Origin of the sequence: Neorhizobium phenanthreniclasticum, from assembly GCF_040066075.1 — a bacterium.
Taxonomy (GTDB): Bacteria; Pseudomonadota; Alphaproteobacteria; order Rhizobiales; family Rhizobiaceae; genus Neorhizobium; species Neorhizobium petrolearium.
In genome coordinates, this window is the sequence record NZ_JBEAAL010000002.1 from 262,741 (window position 1) to 280,473 (window position 17,733).

The following is a 17,733-nucleotide window of genomic DNA, read 5'->3' on the forward strand; positions in this document are numbered from 1 at the left end:
AGCGGGCGATGTCGCTCTCGGATAAATTTCTACCGCAGGCGCCGCCCGATACGGCGAGATCAGCAGATCACCGGGAAATACATCCATCCGAGAAAGGCGACGTTCGCCTGCCGCAAACGCCGCAGGATGACCCATTTCAGGGGTCTCACCGCCTGCCAGATGGCGGTGGAGCGAATACCCGCGGCGACACGGCGTCGCATGAGGAAGATCCGGCCACGCAGTGTAACGGGTTGCTCCCGGGCCGTCAGGGGAAAGGTCGTCTCGCAGCTTTCGAGCTTCCAGGCCTCATCGCCGATACCGAGGTCCAGCCATTCGAAGCCGTTTTCGCAGAGCCATCCGAGCGTGCGGCTATAAAGCACGCTGCCGGGCGAATATTTCGCCCAGGCGCCCGCCTCGAAGGACAGCATGATTGCATAGTAACGCCGGCCGGCCACAAGGCCCCAGATGGTCGCGATGATTTCCTCTCCCGACTTCAGGTAGAAGAGCCGAAGCATGCCTTCGCGGGCGAAGAGCTCGGTGCCTCTGTCGAAGAAGTCGCGCTTTCCGGCATCGACGTCGAAACCGGGAACGCGGGTCTGCTCGAACCGCCACTGTTTCTGGCGCATGAAGGCCAACGTCGCCTGGCGGCGTTCCGCCTCGTCCGCCGCGATCCCGAAGGAAAGCGGCGCGATCTTTTCCAGGTTGCGGATCTTGCGCATCAATGTCTTGCGTTGCGGTATCCCCGCCTCGATCTCCGCCCAGGGCCGGCGCAGGTCATTGCAGTGACAGGAAACTCCGTTCGGACGATCGCCGATAAGGCCGAGCGGATTGACGATGCCGTCGATATCGCCCGGCATCTTGCTGAACATCACGACATCGAAGGGCGGCAAGGCGTCCGTGACAGCCCGCCAAAGCTCCTCCGCCGTCTCGCGTGACCAGGCGATCGGTGTCGGAAACAATACCGGTGCGTTGTAATCGGCCGCATCGGCATCGATGAATTCAAGGATTCTCGCCCCCTTCGACAAGCTGATGCAAAGAGGGATGAAGATGACCGGGCGGCCGGCAGCGTCGCGCACTTCCACGAAATGCAGGCTGCGGCGGCCGGTTCGTCCGAGACTCGAAAGCCACACCTTGAGAAACGCGACGCTCTGGAAAGGGTGAAAGCGTGCGCCGTTCCCGGCCGTTGCGCCCTGCGGCCAGTCCTGCGAGACGTCGTCGACGTCGTCAAAGACGGAGATCTTGAACACCAGCACCATCTGCAAGCCTTTTTGGAATGTCCCGGCATTCGATAGCGGCTCAGGCCCGAGTTTTGAACCCGAAACCGGATACATCGTTAATTTCGACGACGCTTCATCTGTCGCCTCAAACGCAAAAGCCGCCCGGAAGGCGGCTTTTACTTTCGGATATCTGAAACTCACTTGTAAACGATCGGCTCCGGCGGGGGCTCGTAGGGCGGGACGTCGCAGCCACCGAACGTGTAGCGTGCGCCGATGCGGGCCTCATGCATGTCGAAGCCCTTGTCATCGCCGGGACCGCCGCCGAGATTGTAGCCGAACATGTCCCCGCCCATGATGTGGCGGTAGCGATAGCCGATATCGGCCTTGAGGTTGCAGGTGATGTCGATGGCCGCGCCCGCCATGAGAGCATAGGTGAAGCGCCAGCTCTTCTGGCCTTCGTGTTCGCTGGTATAGCAGCCGGCGGCATAGGGATCGTCGCAGATCGTGTTGCGGAGCTTGCCCCACTTGACGTAGGCACCGCCGATACCGCCGCCGACATAGGGCGTGATGTAGCCGTAAGTGCCGAGGTCCACATAGACGTTGGCCATCAGCGAATAGGCGTGCATGTAGGATTTGTCGCTGGAGGAGCATGCAACGAACGGGTTGCCGACACCATCACCGCAGACACCCGACGTGCCGCCGCGGAAATCCGCCGAGGTGAGGTAGTCGAAAGTCACGTCAGTGCGCAGGTGGTTGTTGATCTGGTAGCCGACACCTGCCCCCAGCAGGAAACTGTCTTTCAGCGACGTGTGGTCGAAATTCGTCAGCGTGGAATTGGAGCCCTGATAGTAATTCGCCCCGCGTATGTCGTTGAAGGAATAGCCGACATCGCCGCGCAGATACCACCCGCTGGCTTCCTGCACGGTTACTTCCGGAGCATCCATGATCGGCTCGGGTTGCGGCTGATAAAGATCTGCAGAATTGGCGGTGCTCACCGTCAGCGCCAGCACGAATGCGCTGGTCAAGCACTTTTTCATGGCTTCATCTCCAAAGCTCGTATCGCGTATGGCTGGCGGAGCGCGCAGCCAACGGGTTGATCCGCGAAAGATGATGAAGAAGAAAGGTTAAGCGCCGCTTAACCATGCTTGTTTACCGCATGTTTTCCTTAATTTCAGTCAGGGCCGCAGACGAAAGCTTGGCTTTGACCAAGTTAACCATGGCGCTGCACGGCTTCCATTGGCAAAAGCTTCCGCGACGTTTAAGGAAGGCGACATGCCAGACAATGTCATCAAGTTCCAGCGTCCGCCAAAACCGAAGCCACCACGGCAAACGCCGCCATGGCTCAAGCGCCTGCTGATCGCGCTCGGCATCGCCGCCTTCTTCGCGGCGGCCTTCATCTATTTTTCGCTGACAGGCGCGGCGCAGCCCTGAGGCGCGCCGCGTTCAAGCAAGCCCAAGCCTTATGTGCGCAAGACGCGTTCAGGCCGCAGCGCTGCGGGCGCTGGCTATGGCACCGACAAGGCCGTCGACGATGCGTTCGATCTGCGCCCGATCGTCTCCTTCCGCCATCACGCGGATCAGAGGTTCGGTGCCGGAGGGACGGATCACGAGGCGACCATGCGAAGCAAGCTCGGCCTCCGCATCGGCGATCGCCTGACGCACGGCGTTATCCTCCAGCGGCTTGCCCCCCTGGAAGCGGACGTTCTTCAGAAGCTGCGGCACAGGCTCGAAACGACGGCAGATCTCGCTGACCGGCCGTCCAAGACGCTTGACCCGCGCCAGGATCTGCAGCGCGGCGACCAGACCGTCGCCGGTCGTGCCGAAATCCGAAAGAACGATATGGCCGGACTGTTCGCCGCCGACGTTGAAGTCATTGTGGCGCATGTGTTCCACGACGTAACGGTCGCCCACCTTGGTGCGGTGGAGGTCGAGGCCCTTCTTCTGAAGGAACCGTTCCAGTCCGAGATTGGACATGACGGTTGCGACAACGCCGCCGCCCCTCAGCTTCTCGTCCTCGGCCCAGCTCTCGGCAATCACCGCCATCAACTGGTCGCCGTCGACGATCTCGCCACACTCATCAACGATGATGACGCGGTCAGCATCGCCGTCGAGCGCAATGCCGATATCGGCGCGCACTTCATGGACCTTCTTCTGCAAATTTTCCGGGCTGGTCGAACCGCAGTCGAGGTTGATATTCGTGCCGTTCGGCTCGTTGCCGATCGTCACCACCTCGGCCCCGAGCTCCCAGAGCGCGAGCGGCGCCACCTTGTAGGCCGCACCATTGGCGCAATCGATCGCAACGCGCAGGCCGTGCAGCGTGACATCGCGCGGCAGCGTGCGCTTCACATGCTCGATATAGCGGTAGATATCGCCCTCGACGCGTTTCGCGCGGCCGATATCGCCGGGCTTGGCGAGCTGAGCATGCATGTCCTTGTCGAGCAGATCCTCGATCTGCATCTCGATCTCGTCGGAGAGCTTGTAGCCATCCGGACCGAAGAGCTTGATGCCGTTGTCCTGATAGGGATTGTGGGAGGCGGAGATCATCACGCCGACATCGGCGCGCAGGGAACGGGTGAGCATGGCGACCGCCGGCGTCGGGATCGGTCCGAGCAGAAAGACATCGAGGCCTGCGGCGGTGAAGCCCGCCACCATCGCATTCTCCAGCATGTAGCCGGAAAGACGCGTATCCTTGCCGATCACCACCCGGTGGCGATGATTGCCGTTGCGGAAGATCGTGCCGACGGCAATGCCGACCCGCATCGCAAGATCGGGCGTCATCGGAAAGACGTTGGACTGTCCGCGAATACCATCGGTGCCGAAATAGCGGCGTGTCATGTAAACTCCTTCGTCATCGCGCCTCACATCGCGCGGTCCTGGCGCGATCCCGGGCGAAGTCCTGGCAGGGATCGGACCCGCGATCCTCTCGACGGCCGGGCCGGCCTCATGGTCGGCTCATGCCATAGATCGCATGAATAAGCACATAAATTAGCGTCAAAATCGCTTATATCCCGTTACCAATAAGGCTAAGGCCCGTCACTCATTGAGATAGCCGGGGAGATAGACAGTCAAACAAAAACCGCCGCGGATCGCTCTGCGGCGGTTTTGAGTTATGTTTGAATGGCTCAGTGCGGCTGGGGTTCGAGACCGCTTTCAGGCTCGCCGCCCTTCGGCTCGTCCTTTTTGGAACCGCCGGTGCTCGGCACTGCCGAACCACGGGCGGGCGGCGCGTCGTCGCCGAGATCGCGTGACGGCTTATGCCCTTTGAGCAGTGCCTTGATCTCCTCGCCCGACAGCGTCTCGTATTCGAGCAGGCCTTCGGCGAGAGCCACGAACTCGTCGTGCTTCTCGGTGATGATGCGGCGGGCCTCTGTATAGGCCTCGTCGATCAGGCGACGCACTTCGGTGTCGATCTTCTGGGCGGTCGATTCCGACACATTCTTCGACTGCGACACCGAATGGCCGAGGAAGACTTCCTGCTGGTTCTCGCCATAGGCGACCTGGCCGAGCACGTCGGAGAAGCCCCATTGCGTGACCATGGCGCGGGCAAGCTTGGTGGCCTGCTCGATGTCGGACGAGGCACCCGAGGTGATGTTTTCCTTGCCGAAGGTGATTTCCTCGGCGACGCGTCCGCCCATCATGATGACAAGGCGCGACACCATCCACTTGTAGCTCATCGAATAGCGATCGCCTTCGGGAAGCTGCATCACCATGCCGAGCGCACGGCCGCGCGGAATGATCGTCGCCTTGTGGAGAGGGTCGGCGACAGGGACGTTCAGCGCGGTGATCGCATGGCCGGCCTCGTGATAGGCGGTGAGCTTCTTCTCCGCCTCGGTCATGGCCGAGGAGCGGCGCTCCGCACCCATCATGATCTTGTCCTTGGCGTCCTCGAACTCCTGCATGGTGACAAGGCGCTTGTTGCGCCGGGCCGCCATCAGGGCCGCCTCGTTGACGAGGTTCATGAGGTCGGCACCGGAGAAGCCGGGCGTGCCGCGCGCCAGCACCTTGAGGTCGACATTCGGCGCCAGCGGAACGTTGCGGGCATGAACCTTGAGGATGCGCTCGCGGCCGACGATGTCCGGGTTCGGAACGACGACCTGGCGGTCGAAGCGGCCGGGACGCAGAAGCGCCGGGTCGAGAACGTCGGGACGGTTGGTCGCGGCGATCAGGATGATGCCTTCGTTCGCCTCGAAACCGTCCATCTCGACGAGGAGCTGGTTGAGGGTCTGTTCGCGCTCGTCATTGCCGCCGCCGAGGCCGGCGCCGCGATGACGACCCACCGCATCGATTTCGTCGATGAAGATGATGCAGGGCGCATTCTTCTTGGCCTGCTCGAACATGTCGCGCACACGGGAGGCACCGACGCCGACGAACATTTCGACGAAGTCCGAACCGGAAATGGTGAAGAAGGGCACGTTGGCTTCGCCGGCAATCGCGCGGGCGAGCAGCGTCTTACCCGTACCGGGCGGGCCGACAAGCAGCACGCCGCGCGGGATGCGGCCGCCGAGCCGCTGGAATTTCTGCGGATCGCGCAGGAATTCGACGATCTCTTCGAGGTCCTGCTTGGCCTCGTCGACGCCGGCGACGTCTTCAAACGTCACGCGCCCGTGTGCTTCGGTCAAAAGCTTGGCCTTGGACTTGCCGAAGCCCATCGCGCCGCGCGAGCCACCCTGCATCTGCCGCATGAAGAACAGCCAGACACCGAGAATCAGAAGCATCGGCAAAAGCGTGCCGAGATAGCTCAGGAAACCGGAAGACCCGTCCGTTTCCGGGCGGGCCACGATGGTGACGTTCTTGGACTGCAGCCGCTCCATCAAGGTATCGTCGATGACGGGCGAATAGGTCTGAAATCCAGAGCCGCTTTCCGTATAGGTGCCGAGCACCCGGTTGCCTGTGACGACGACATCCCTGACCCGCCCCGAATCCACGTCACGCAGGAATTGCGAATAGGGAATCTCACGCGAGTTGGTCTGCGTCGGCGCCGTCTGGAACATGCTGAACAATGCGACCAGCAAAAGGGCTATGATGACCCAGAGGGCGATATTACGAAAGTTTGGGTTCATTGAACTCCCCGGACTGTGACGGCCCGCTTTTTTTCGAGGCGACCGCCTTACTTGCCGCTTAACATAGGGTTGCGGCACGTCCTTGCCAAGGAGAACCGGAGCCGCCGCCTAGCTTTTCCGCGCGGAATCCTTAACCGGCAGCGGGGGAAAAACGTCGCATCCGAGCAAAACAGCAAACTCGCTTGCGAGATTAAGGTCAAACTGCGGCAAAAAGCGGTCGAAGGGGGCAAGGGTTGGCATGATGTGAATTTGGCCGGCGGTGGGCGGCTGGCTCAACGCGATCGTCGAACTCCCCGCTGGAAAGAAGAAGGAGTTCGCCTCAACCCACGGCATCACGCTCATAGCCCGCATGGCGATTGCCGGCGGCGCATCCGGAAAGAGGGCACGCGCCTCCTCCCGATCCGGAGCGGTCGGGCCGATGATGATCTCGGCGGCGCTGCCGTTGGCGATCCGGTATCGGCCATCCCATACCGCGATCCCGCCGGGTGCGACGACAAGCGGCATGAGACCTCGGTTTTCGCGAGCAAGATAAAGCCCGTCGCGGCGAAGGTCGAAGATCACTCGTCCGGCGGTGATGCGTCCGGGCCGGCCGCTGTCGAGAAAGGCCATCACCCTATTCGTGCTCTCGCCGCGCAAGGCATGTGCCCTCCCCCCGAGCACCGCCGAAAGCAGCGACAAGGCGTGGCGGCGCACGGCGCCGTCGCCCGCAAGGCCCGCCGGAGCAAGATGGGCCAGCACGCCAAGACGGATCGTCACATGATCGTGAACGAGACGGGCCGCCGCATCGGACAACGCCGTCCGCCGCTTGACAGCCCGGGTGAGCGCTGCCGCATCGAACGAGCCTTCAGTCGCGAGCTTTCCGCGCACCCTCACCCGCTCGTAATGCGGATTGAGATTGCTGGGATCGTCGATCCAGCTCTCCCCTTCATTGGTCAGAAAAGCGCGGATATCGGCACGTCGGGTTTTCAAGAAAGGTCTCAGAAGCCAGCGGCGTCGTTCGAGAAGCACCGCCTCCGCCATGCCGGCAAGGCCGAGATTGTCTTCTCTGCCGCTTCGGGCGGCGCGCATGGCAACCGTTTCCGCCTGGTCGTCGAGCGTGTGGCCGGTGAGGATGGCGGTGGCATCAATCTCGTCGGCGATCTCCACCAGGAGGCGATAGCGCGCCTCGCGGGACGCGGCGGAAAGGCCCGCCTCCGGCTTCTCGCCCTCCCAGCGGCGGATGACATGCGGAATGCCGAGCCTGCTGCAAAGGGCGGCGACGCTCAGCGCCTCTTCTGCGGATTCAGGCCTCAGGGCATGGTCGACGGTCGCCGCGAAGAGTGAGATGCCGGAACCGGGAGAAATGGCTTTCGAAAGAGCGACGAGCAGGCCGGTGGAATCGCTGCCGCCGGAAATGGCGACGAGAAGGCGCGCCGGTTTCGTAATAACGTCAAGGAGCCGCTGGATCGCTTCGACAGGCGGCAGGTTTGAAGCGGAGGCAGTCACGAGGACGCCGTCAGCCGCAGCGCAAGCGCTTCTGTTCGCTGCCGACCTTGGAAAGCACCGCCTTGGAGGCGGACGGATAACGCTTGGCGACTTCGCGGAGCGTCGCGCAGGCGGTCTCGGTATTGTCGAGGGCGGCAAGCGACATGCCGAGCTTCAGGAGCATTTCCGGAGCCTTCGGCGACTTGCCGTAACTCTGGTGCGCGTTGAGGAAAGTCTTGGCGGCTTCGTTGTATTTTTCCTGCGAATACTGTGCTTCTCCCAGCCAGAAATTGGCGTCCGCGAGGCGCGTGCTCCTCGGATAGGACTGGATATAGCCGGAGAACTCCTGCTCGGCGAGAGAGTAGTCGCCGGTAAGGATGTGATTATAGGCGATCTGATAGGCGTCGCTCTCGCTGCCGAGGGCGGCCGTCTGTTGCGGATCGGTCTTTGCGCGCGCCGCGGCCTTGCCGGGAGCCTGCGAGCCGATATCCACGCCTGGAAGGCCGGCGGCGTTGTTGACCCGGTCGTTGCGCGTGGCAGCCTGCGGATTGCCGTTCTGATCGAGCTCGATGGAGCCAAGCGTGGTCGGCGGCGGCGCCATCCGGCCGTCAGCGGCCTGATCCTGTCCGATTTCGCCTTCGGACGGTGATTCGATGATCCTGGCGACATCGTCGGAAGGCTGGGCGGAGGGCGCGGTTTGTGCGGGAGCACGATTGGACGCCACGGCCGGTCTCCCGGCCGTGGTATCGATTTCACTACGCTTGTTCTTCTCCAGATCCTGGAAGCGGAATTCGTTGTCTTCCTGCGTCTTGCGCAGCTGCTCCTGCATCTGCAGAAGCTGATAACTCATTTCCTCGATCCGGCCGTTCAACTGGCGGACCTCTTCCTGGAGTTGCTGGATACGAACGGCATCAGCGCTCTGCGCAAGAACCACCGGCGGCTGATGAGCCTGAGATCGTTCCGCCGCAGCCTGATCACCCCGGAAAAGTTTCGGCAGCGAGAAAGCCCCCGCAGAAGCGCTCGTCGCCATCAGCCCCAGCATCGCTGCCAAGACAAGTTTCTTCATAAGTGTCCGTCCTGCTCTTTCGTGTGCACCGGATTGGCGCAGCAGGAGATTTTTCCAACTGACGCCAAAAAGCAACCAAGGTCACGTTCAAAAATCCCTGAAATCAGGGCCAAACTATGGAAAAAGCAAAAAGGCGGCCTGGATAGCCGCCTTTTATTCCGGGGACCCGTGGCCTCAGTTACGAACCGGCGCCACCAAGAACCGTGACGGCGCGGCGGTTCTGCGACCAGCAGGAAATGTCGTCGCAGACGGCGACCGGGCGCTCCTTGCCGTACGAAATGGTCTTCATGCGGTTGGCCGGAACGCCGCGGGAAGCGAGATATTCCCTGGTGGCCGCGGCGCGGCGGGCGCCGAGGGCGAGGTTGTATTCGCGCGTGCCCCGTTCGTCGGCATGGCCTTCGACGGTAATTGCATAGTTCGGATAGCGCTGCAGCCACTGGGCCTGACGGTCGAGCGTCTGCTGGGCGTCGGCGCGGATCGAGGAACTGTCTGTGTCGAAGAAGATGCGGTCGCCGACATTGACGGTGAAATCCTGGCTCGAGCCGGGCGTCGCAGCCCCGGCGCCGCCAAGCCCGAGTTCACCGGCGCTGTTCGGCAGGTTCTTCTTGTTGGCGCAGCCGGCGAGCGCGAGTGCGAGCGTGAGCGCAATGACGGCAGGGTTGCGAGCGAGATTCTGCATGCGGCTCATGGCCGGTCTCTCCTTAGATCAATAAATTCCGAAATTTCAGAGTTGCCAGACTCTAACCGGGCTCGGTTAACCATGACCAAACACTTATGGTTAACGGAATGTTACCGCGCCCCTTATTAGGTCGTTTCTCAGTAGATTCGGGCGCAAAAGAGGCGACAAGCCGCCTCTTTTGTGTTCATCGGTCCTACTCCAGAAGCGGAGACCAGGCCGGGTCGGACGCATAGGAGGGGGTCTTGATGAGTTGTTCGTTGTAGCCGGTCAGGTCGATGGAATAGAGCTGCGGACCGCCCGAGCCCGCCGCCTGGCGGAAGAACATCAGGACGCGGCCGTTCGGCGCCCAGGTCGGGCCCTCGTTGTGGAAGCCGGTCGTCAGGATGCGCTCGCCCGAACCGTCCGTCTTCATCACGCCGATCGAGAACTTGCCGCCCGACTGCTTGGTGAAGGCGATCAGGTCTCCGCGGGGCGACCAGACCGGCGTGGAATAAGAGCCGTCGCCGAAAGAAATGCGGGTCTGGCCCGAACCGTCGGCATTCATCACATAGATCTGCGGCCTTCCGCCGCGGTCGCTTTCAAACGCTATGCGCGTGCCATCCGGCGAATAAGACGGCGACGTGTCGATCGCCTGGGTCGAGGTGAGCCGCGTCGTGGTGCGCGAGCGAAGATCCATCGTGTAGATGTTGGAATTGCCCTCCTGCTGCAGGCTCATGATGACCTTCTGGCCATCCGGCGAGAAGCGCGGCGAGAACGTCATGCCCGGGAAATTGCCGACCACCTCGCGCTGCCCCGTCTCCAGTTGGAGAAGATAGACGCGCGGCTGGTTGCCCTCGAAGGACATGTAGGTGACTTCCTGCCGGCTCGGCGAGAAGCGCGGCGTCAGCACGATGTTCCTGGCATCGGTGAGCGTGCGGACGTTGAACCCGTCCTGGTCCATGATCGCGAGCTGGCGCTGGCGGGCCGTCTTGGGGCCGCTCTCCGAGACGAACACGACGCGGGTGTCGAAATAGCCCTCCTCGCCCGTGATCTGCTTGTAGATCGCGTCGGCAATGATGTGGGCGACCCGGCGCCAGTTCTCCGGCTGGGTGTAGAACTGCTGTCCGGTCATCTGCTGGCCGGCGAAGGTGTCCCAGAGACGGAACTCGGCGCGAAGCCGCCCGTCGCCTTCGCGGGTCACGCGGCCCGTCACCAGCGCTTGGGCATTGATGACCTTCCAGTCCTCGAATCGCGGTGCACGGTTCGGGTCGGCAATCTTCTCGATGAAGGCTTGTCTGTCGATCGGCGCAAAAAGGCCGGAACGCTTCAGGTCGGCGGCAACGACCTGGGAAATCTGCGGCCCCAGTTCATTGTTCGACAGGAAATCCGTAATCGCGATCGGCAGCGGTTCGACATTACCCTTGTTGATGTTGATTTCCACGCGCGCCTCGGCCGGCGCGGCAAACATCACGGCCATGCCGGCAAGCGCGATCACGAGGCGGATGAAAGAACGTTTCATCATGATATCAGAGCCTTTCAAAGCAATTCGCTTGGGTCGAAGTTAACGACGACTTCGCTCCAGGCGTCGTATTTGTCGGCGGGCAGGTTCCTGAAGGGCGACGAGCGCATGACCGCACGAAGCGCGCTGCCTTCGAGCGTGCGGCGGGCGCCATCGGAGCCGCCCCTGGCCGTCACTTCCGGCCGCCCGACAATCGCGCCGGTTTCGTCCAGTTTCATGGTGACGGTGATGATCACGCCCTCCGCCCCTTCGATGCCGGCGATGACGGACCAGTTGTTCTCGATCTGGCCGCGCAATGCATCCATTTCGCTCTGACTGAGCTTGGAGCCGCCCGTGTCCTTCTTTCCGCCCATGGCCGCCGGTGCGCTGGAACGTTTCGCGCCGCCGCCAGATGCCTCCTGCTTGTTGAGCAGTGCGGCAATCTGATCTGCGTTGAAGTCGCTCTCCTTCGAGGAAGAAGACTTGGCGGTCTCCTGCTTCTTGCCTTCCTTCTTGTCGGTCGGCTTCTCGGCAGCCTTTGCGGTCTCCGTCGGCTTCGGCGTCTCAGGCTTTTTCTCGGGCGGCTTTTCGGCAGGCTTCTCGACGGGTTTGGCCTCTTCCTTCGGCGGTTCCGGCCGCGGCTTGGCCGCGGGGATCGGCACGGCGTCCGGCAGCGGGATCTCTTCCGCCTGGGTTTCGGCGGGTGCGGGTGTCGGCTGGGGCTGCGGCGCCGGTTCGGGTTGGGGCTGCGGCGGCGTCACCTCGGGCTTCGGCTCCGGCAGGGCGGCAACCTCGGCCGGTTTCGGTGCCGTCTCCTCCGGTACGATGTCCTTGACCTCGTTCTGTTCGGGGGTCGGGGTCGGCACCGGCTTCTCGGCCGGCTTCGGCGCAGCGGCCGCCTCCGTCGGCACCGGCTTCTTGGCGGGCGTCGGCGGCGTCTTCAGATCGATATCGTTGTCGCCGGCATTTTCGGCATTCTCGACGATGTTCGGCTTGGTCGTCGGCTTCGGCGCGGCCTTTTCGGCAACGGGCGCCTTCTTGTCACCCTGCTGGATCTGGGTGATCGACTCGACCGGAATGATATCGACAGGCAAAGCTTCCACGTCGGCCACCTCGAAGGAGGCCGGCGCGCTGATGGACACCAGCGCATAACCGAGCACCAGTGTGTGGAGAACCAGCGATGTGCCGAGACTACCTCTCATGGCGCCGCGATCACTTCTCCTGTTCCTGAAGCGTGACGAGGCCGATATTCTTGTAACCGGCCGAGGAAATACGGGCCATGACCTTCATGACGACGCCGTAGGCCGCGGTCGTGTCGCCGCGCACATAGATGCGTTCGTTGTAGCCAGTCGTGGCGATCGCCTGCAGCTTCGGTACGATCTCGTCGATGCCGATCGGCGTTTCCTGCAGGTAGATCTCGCCCTGCGGATTGACCGAGACGGTGATCGGCTGCGTATCGGCATTCATCGCACTCGCCTGCGTTTCCGGCAGGTCGATCGGCACGCCGACAGTCATCATCGGCGCCGCCACCATGAAGATGATGAGCAGCACGAGCATCACGTCGACGAGCGGCGTGACGTTGATCTCGCTGATGGCGCCGCGCCGACCGCCGCGCCTGCGACGGCCACCACCCGATGCCTTTGCTCCTCCAGCCGACATACCCATGATACGTTACTCCTTGCGGATCGCTTTACTGCGCCGCCTGGCGCGGCTGGAGCTTCTCATCGATCTGGCGCGACAGAATGGCGGAAAACTCGTCCGCGAAACCTTCCATGCGGCCCGAAAGCTTGCCGGCATCTGCGGTGAACTTGTTGTAGGCGATGACCGCCGGTATGGCCGCCACGAGGCCGATCGCGGTGGCAAGCAGCGCTTCGGCAATACCCGGGGCGACGACGGCGAGGTTGGTGGATTTCGAACCGGCGATCGCCTGGAACGAGGTCATGATACCGACGACCGTACCGAAAAGGCCGATGAACGGACCCGCCGAACCGATCGTCGCGAGCGATCCGAGACGGGCTTCATAAGCCTCGCTCTCACGTGCCATGGTGACGTCCATCGCCCTGTCGATGCGCATCTGCAATCCGATCGGCGCGCGTGCGCCGCGCTCGAAGCTCTTCTTCCACTCACGCATGGCAGCGACGAAGATAGCGGAAAGCCCGTTGTTCTGGCGTTCCGAAAGCGTGCGGTAGAGCTCTTCCAGCGACTGGCCGGACCAGAAGACCTGTTCGAACTGGTCGAACTGGCGTTTCGCCTTGTTGAAGCTCACGTATTTGTCGATCACGATCGCCCAGGTCCAGACCGACGCGCCGATAAGACCGATCATGACCAGCTTGACGACAAGACCGGCCTGCATGAACAGCGACCAGAGGCTTACTTCGCTTGCCGCCGCCGCCAAACCTACCTGTTCCATCTACTACTATCCCCGAATCCAAACGCCCGGTTTTTAAGGACCGGGCGGGTTCAAAAGCGCGCTCTCGCGAGAATGTCCTTGATCGCTGAATGCGCCCGCCGTAACCCCAAGATGCCCTGAGTTTCCAGCTTGGCTTCTCGCTTTCAATTTTGGTCAAAGGAAGGCGTGCGTTGCACAAATTCCTCACCGGCCAGTAAGACATCATTATCGTTAAGGATGTGTTACAGCCGAGGATGCCGGTTTACTTCATTTAGCTAAACCGGGTGCCCCAGAAACTTTTCCGCCACGCTCTCCGGAAGGCGGCGCGGGCGGCCGTGTTTGTTGATGACGGCAATCACCACCTTTGCCGCAATCAAGAGCGTGTCGCCGCGGCGGATTTCCTGATTGAGCACCATTTTCGCGCCGCCCGCCTTTTCCGTCATCGTCTGAATGACGAGGATATCGTCCATGCGGGCCGGCTGCTTGAAATCGATCTCCATCCGATGGACGACGAAGACGAGCCCCTCCTCGTCGGCCGAAAGAAGCGCGCTCTGCTCGCAACCGAGGCAGCGCAGATAGTCCGTGCGGCCGCGTTCGAGGAAGTGCAGGTAGCGCGCGTGATAGACGAGGCCCGAGAAATCCGTGTCTTCATAATAGACGCGCTGGGCAAGCCGATGGCCTCCCTCGACCAATTCGCCCGATAACAAAAAATTGTGTGCCTGCATAAGCTTGCCTTGGAAAAACCCCATCGCCCACTGGATAATCGTGGAACACTGAACCAGCTTTCAAGAGCTGTCACAGTTCCTCCCTATCAGGAAATTCATCGAAAACCAGCGGAGAGTACGTCATGAAGATTGCAGTCCTCGGCGGAGACGGTTTCGTCGGCTGGCCGACATCGCTTCACCTGTCCGATGCGGGCCACGAAATTCACATCCTCGACAACCTCTCCCGCCGCTGGATCGACACAGAGCTCGGCGTCCAGTCCCTCACCCCGATGGACAGCATCCAGGAGCGCACCCGCATCTGGCACGCGGAGACCGGCCGCCGCATCCATTTCCACCTGATCGACCTCGCCAAGGACTACGAGCTCCTGAAGGGCTGGCTTGCAAAGCATCGACCGGACGCCATCATCCATTTCGCCGAACAGCGCGCCGCGCCCTATTCCATGAAAAGCGACCGGCACAAGAACTACACGGTCAACAACAACGTCAACGCCACGCATAACCTTTTGAACGCTCTGGTCGAACTCGAACTCGACGCGCACCTCGTGCATCTCGGCACAATGGGCGTCTACGGTTATTCGACGGTCGGCGCGGCAATTCCGGAAGGCTATCTGCCGGTCGGTATCGAGACCCCCGATGGCCGCACCGTTTCCCAGGACATCCTCTATCCCGCCAATCCCGGCTCGATCTACCACATGACGAAGTGCCTGGATCAGCTTCTCTTCCAGTTCTACGCGAAGAACGACGGGCTGAGGATCACCGACCTGCATCAGGGCATCGTCTGGGGCACCCATACGGAGCAAACGCGGCGGCATACGCAATTGATCAATAGATTCGATTATGACGGGGATTACGGGACGGTCTTGAATCGTTTTCTCATCCAGGCGGCGATCGGTTATCCGCTGACCGTGCACGGCACTGGCGGCCAGACGCGCGCCTTCATCCATATCCAGGATTCGGTGCGCTGCATCGAGATCGCACTGAACAACCCGCCTGAGCGCGGCAGCCGCGTCGAGATCTTCAATCAGATGACCGAGACTCACCGGGTGCGCGATCTTGCCGAATTGGTCGCGAAGATGACCGGCGCGAAGATCGCCTGGCTGCCGAACCCGCGAAAAGAGGCGCCGGAAAACGAGCTGATCGTCAAGAACGAGAAGTTCCTCGGTCTTGGCCTTGCTCCCACCACGCTCGGAGAAGGCCTGCTCGGCGAGATCGTCGATGTTGCGAAGAAATACGCCTATCGCGTTGACAGATCACGCGTTCCCGCCGTTTCTGCCTGGACCAGGGACATCGCCGCCAAGGTGGAGCACGACCCGGAAGGCAAGCGGCTGAAATCGGTATCCTGATGACTGGGAATTTGCTCGCCGTCATCCTCGGGCTTGTCCGAGGATCTGCCGTTCACGGAGAATATTGAATGGCAGCAGATGCTCGGGACAAGCCCGAGCATGACGATCGGAGGGCTAAAAAGGGACTACTGCACACCATGAAAAACGCCTTCGTCACGCTGGTGACCAATGCCGATTACGCGATGGGTGCCGTGGCGCTCGCCCGTTCGATCCAGCGGACGGAAACGGCGGCGGACATCGTCGTACTGCACACGGGCGGTGTCGGAGCAAACGATCTTGCGCCGCTAGAAGCCCTCGGCTGCCGACTGGTCGAGGTCGACCACTTGCCGCTCTCCGACGCCTTCAACGAACGGCATGCCAGACAAAACCTGCATGGCGCGGCCCCCTTCACCAAGGGCCGCAAGCCGGACTTCCACACGCCCCTCGACAACTTCTGCAAGATTCGCCTCTGGCAGCTCACCGAATACGACAAGGCGGTCTTCATCGATGCCGATGCGCTGGTGTTGAAGAACATCGACAAGCTGTTCGATTATCCGGAATTCTCCGCCGCGCCGAATGTCTATGAAAGCCTCGCCGATTTCCACCGGCTGAACTCAGGTGTCTTCGTTGCCAAGCCTTCCACAGAGACCTTCGAGCGGATGCTGGCCGCGCTCGACCGGCCGGATGCCTTCTGGCGGCGCACCGACCAGACCTTTCTCGAAAGCTTCTTCCCGGATTGGCACGGCCTGCCGGTGTTCATGAACATGCTGCAATATGTATGGTTCAATATGCCGGCGCTCTGGGATTGGGAGAGCATTTCGGTGCTGCACTACCAGTATGAGAAACCCTGGGAAAGGGATCATCCGAAAGCGGATCGCCTGCGCCCGCTGATCGACCTTTGGGATGCCTTTCATGAGGGTCGGGATGTCCCGGATCTCGCGGCACTTCCCAAACCCGGGGAGCCTTCATGAAAGTCCTGGTTTCAGGCGGGACGGGCCTTGTGGGGCGTTACATCGTCGAAGGCCTGCTGGAAGCCGGATACCAGGTCATCGTCGGCGGGCGGACGCCGCCCGCACCCGACCTCTTCTCCAGACCGGTCGGTTTCGCAGCCCTCTCCCTTGATCCGGATATCGACCGGATGGAGGCTTTCGACGATGCCTATTTCTTCGTGCATGCCGCCTTCGATCACCTTCCCGGAAAATACCGCGGCGGCGAAGGCGACGATCCGGCCCGCTTCCGACGGCTGAATCTCGACGGGACGGTCAAGCTCTTCGAGACGGCCAAACGGGCGGGCACGCGGCGCGCGATCTTTCTCTCCAGTCGTGCGGTCTACGACGGACTGCCGGCTGGTACGCCGCTGACCGAAGACCTCGTCCTCAGGCCGGACAGCCTTTACGGAGAGATCAAGCTCGACGGCGAGCGGGCACTCACAGCTCTCTCCGGCCCGGGTTTCGTCACGGCGAGCCTGCGATTGACGGGCGTCTACGGCGACTTTCAGCCGAACAAGTGGGACGCGCTTTTCGAGGACTACCTCGCCGGTCGACCCGTGCCGTCACGGGCAGGCACCGAGGTCCACGGCCACGACGTGGCTGCTGCCGTTCGCCTGATGCTCGATACCGAGATAGGGAAGATCGACGGGCAGGTTTTCAACATTTCCGACATCCTGACCGATACAAGGGAAATCCTGGGCAATCTGCCGCATCGACCGCATGAACTGCCGCTCCCTGCCGACCGTCATTCGATCAATCCCATGTCGACGGAGAAGATCAGAACGCTGGGCTGGAAGCCGGGCGGCATGATGCTTTTGAGCGGAACTGTCAGGAATCTGGCGAACGCCCGTGCTCCGACTGTTTGAAACGCCGCATCCTGCCCTCGTTTCTGGCCGTTTCGATCGCCTTTTTGTGCTCTTCGGCCCATTTCTGACCGGCATCGCCTCCCCAAAGCAACCAGGCGATATAGCCGGTTGATGGATTCTCATCGTCACCGAAGTTCTCGGCGCGCTTGTCCGCCTTATGACGATGGAAGTAACTTACCATCTTCCTGATCGTCTTCTCGGAAAGCGGCTTGCGGTTCTTCAGATCGCGGGCCCGGGCGATACCCGCCATCGTCCCGCCGCGCCGATATTGCGCGCGCAATTTCAGCCCCTTATCCGCATTTTCTGCCACCTCGGCCGGGGGGATGCGATCGGGACCCTGGTCAGACATGGCAGAACTCCGACCGGCTCTTCGGAAGCTCCCCCTCGCTTCGCTGCCATGTCCGATGAACTGCGTTCTCGATATCGATCGTCCGCATGGCGTTCTCCTTTTCAAGGAAAACCCAGGCAGACAGCGAAGGTTCCGTTGGCCGGGACCGGAG

General features: G+C 61.7%; 17 protein-coding genes. 4 read left to right on the plus strand and 13 right to left on the minus strand.

The genetic code is table 11. The features are described 5' to 3' along the window. Positions 1-59 precede the first annotated feature (59 nt). Entirely contained in the window at positions 60-1,235 is a 1,176-nt protein-coding gene (locus ABK249_RS05410; protein ID WP_348862398.1) for a GNAT family N-acetyltransferase, read from the minus strand. A 158-nt stretch (positions 1,236-1,393) separates the two neighbouring features. Next, positions 1,394-2,233: an outer membrane protein gene (locus ABK249_RS05415; RefSeq protein WP_037149028.1), complete on the minus strand. Its 840-nt coding sequence runs from the start codon at positions 2,231-2,233 to the stop codon at positions 1,394-1,396. Positions 2,234-2,468: 235 nt separating this feature from the next. On the opposite strand from ABK249_RS05415, the gene ABK249_RS05420 reads away from it, so the two are divergent. Continuing rightward, positions 2,469-2,627: a hypothetical protein gene (locus tag ABK249_RS05420; RefSeq protein ID WP_200883933.1), complete on the plus strand. Its 159-nt coding sequence runs from the start codon at positions 2,469-2,471 to the stop codon at positions 2,625-2,627. A gap of 48 nt (positions 2,628-2,675) precedes the next feature. On the opposite strand, the gene glmM is transcribed toward ABK249_RS05420, so the two are convergent. The 10 genes from glmM to ybgC all read right to left on the minus strand — a co-directional run bounded on the left by glmM (position 2,676) and on the right by ybgC (position 14,056). After that, positions 2,676-4,031, minus strand: coding sequence for a phosphoglucosamine mutase (gene glmM / locus ABK249_RS05425; protein WP_037149024.1), 1,356 nt, complete (start codon positions 4,029-4,031; stop codon positions 2,676-2,678). A 287-nt stretch (positions 4,032-4,318) separates the two neighbouring features. Further along, the gene (gene ftsH, locus ABK249_RS05430) at positions 4,319-6,256 is read right to left on the minus strand and encodes an ATP-dependent zinc metalloprotease FtsH (protein WP_037149022.1); all 1,938 of its coding nucleotides are present in this window, start codon (positions 6,254-6,256) and stop codon (positions 4,319-4,321) included. A gap of 108 nt (positions 6,257-6,364) precedes the next feature. Further along, the gene (gene tilS / locus ABK249_RS05435) at positions 6,365-7,741 is read right to left on the minus strand and encodes a tRNA lysidine(34) synthetase TilS (protein ID WP_348862399.1); all 1,377 of its coding nucleotides are present in this window, start codon (positions 7,739-7,741) and stop codon (positions 6,365-6,367) included. Positions 7,742-7,751: 10 nt separating this feature from the next. Next, complete coding sequence (gene ybgF, locus ABK249_RS05440) at positions 7,752-8,786, minus strand: tol-pal system protein YbgF (protein WP_227703721.1); 1,035 nt, start codon at positions 8,784-8,786, stop codon at positions 7,752-7,754. Between the two features lie 178 nt (positions 8,787-8,964). Beyond that, positions 8,965-9,474, minus strand: a complete 510-nt coding sequence (gene pal / locus ABK249_RS05445) for a peptidoglycan-associated lipoprotein Pal (RefSeq protein ID WP_037149017.1) — start codon at positions 9,472-9,474, stop codon at positions 8,965-8,967. A gap of 184 nt (positions 9,475-9,658) precedes the next feature. Continuing rightward, positions 9,659-10,966, minus strand: coding sequence for a Tol-Pal system beta propeller repeat protein TolB (gene tolB, locus ABK249_RS05450; RefSeq protein WP_037149011.1), 1,308 nt, complete (start codon positions 10,964-10,966; stop codon positions 9,659-9,661). A gap of 14 nt (positions 10,967-10,980) precedes the next feature. Continuing rightward, positions 10,981-12,144: a hypothetical protein gene (locus ABK249_RS05455; RefSeq protein ID WP_348862401.1), complete on the minus strand. Its 1,164-nt coding sequence runs from the start codon at positions 12,142-12,144 to the stop codon at positions 10,981-10,983. A 10-nt stretch (positions 12,145-12,154) separates the two neighbouring features. Continuing rightward, on the minus strand, positions 12,155-12,607 hold the full coding sequence (gene tolR / locus ABK249_RS05460; protein ID WP_037149007.1) for a protein TolR: 453 nt from the start codon (positions 12,605-12,607) through the stop codon (positions 12,155-12,157). A 25-nt stretch (positions 12,608-12,632) separates the two neighbouring features. Then, the gene (gene tolQ, locus ABK249_RS05465; protein WP_037149000.1) at positions 12,633-13,352 is read right to left on the minus strand and encodes a protein TolQ; all 720 of its coding nucleotides are present in this window, start codon (positions 13,350-13,352) and stop codon (positions 12,633-12,635) included. Between the two features lie 254 nt (positions 13,353-13,606). After that, entirely contained in the window at positions 13,607-14,056 is a 450-nt protein-coding gene (gene ybgC / locus ABK249_RS05470; protein ID WP_037149613.1) for a tol-pal system-associated acyl-CoA thioesterase, read from the minus strand. A 122-nt stretch (positions 14,057-14,178) separates the two neighbouring features. Here ybgC and ABK249_RS05475 point away from each other — a divergent pair, with 122 nt between their 5' ends. The 3 genes from ABK249_RS05475 to ABK249_RS05485 all read left to right on the plus strand — a co-directional run bounded on the left by ABK249_RS05475 (position 14,179) and on the right by ABK249_RS05485 (position 17,233). Continuing rightward, positions 14,179-15,399: an NAD-dependent epimerase/dehydratase family protein gene (locus tag ABK249_RS05475; protein WP_210055633.1), complete on the plus strand. Its 1,221-nt coding sequence runs from the start codon at positions 14,179-14,181 to the stop codon at positions 15,397-15,399. Between the two features lie 137 nt (positions 15,400-15,536). Further along, positions 15,537-16,349, plus strand: a complete 813-nt coding sequence (locus ABK249_RS05480; protein ID WP_227705190.1) for a glycosyltransferase — start codon at positions 15,537-15,539, stop codon at positions 16,347-16,349. After that, positions 16,346-17,233 carry an NAD-dependent epimerase/dehydratase family protein gene (locus ABK249_RS05485; protein ID WP_227703725.1) on the plus strand — a complete coding sequence of 296 codons (888 nt, stop codon included), beginning with the start codon at positions 16,346-16,348 and terminating at the stop codon, positions 17,231-17,233. The genes ABK249_RS05480 and ABK249_RS05485 overlap by 4 nt, the downstream gene beginning before the upstream one ends. Here the strand turns inward: ABK249_RS05485 and ABK249_RS05490 are convergent. Then, entirely contained in the window at positions 17,196-17,582 is a 387-nt protein-coding gene (locus ABK249_RS05490) for a hypothetical protein (RefSeq protein ID WP_227703726.1), read from the minus strand. The two genes, ABK249_RS05485 and ABK249_RS05490, sit on opposite strands and share 38 nt — an antisense overlap. Positions 17,583-17,733 lie beyond the last annotated feature (151 nt).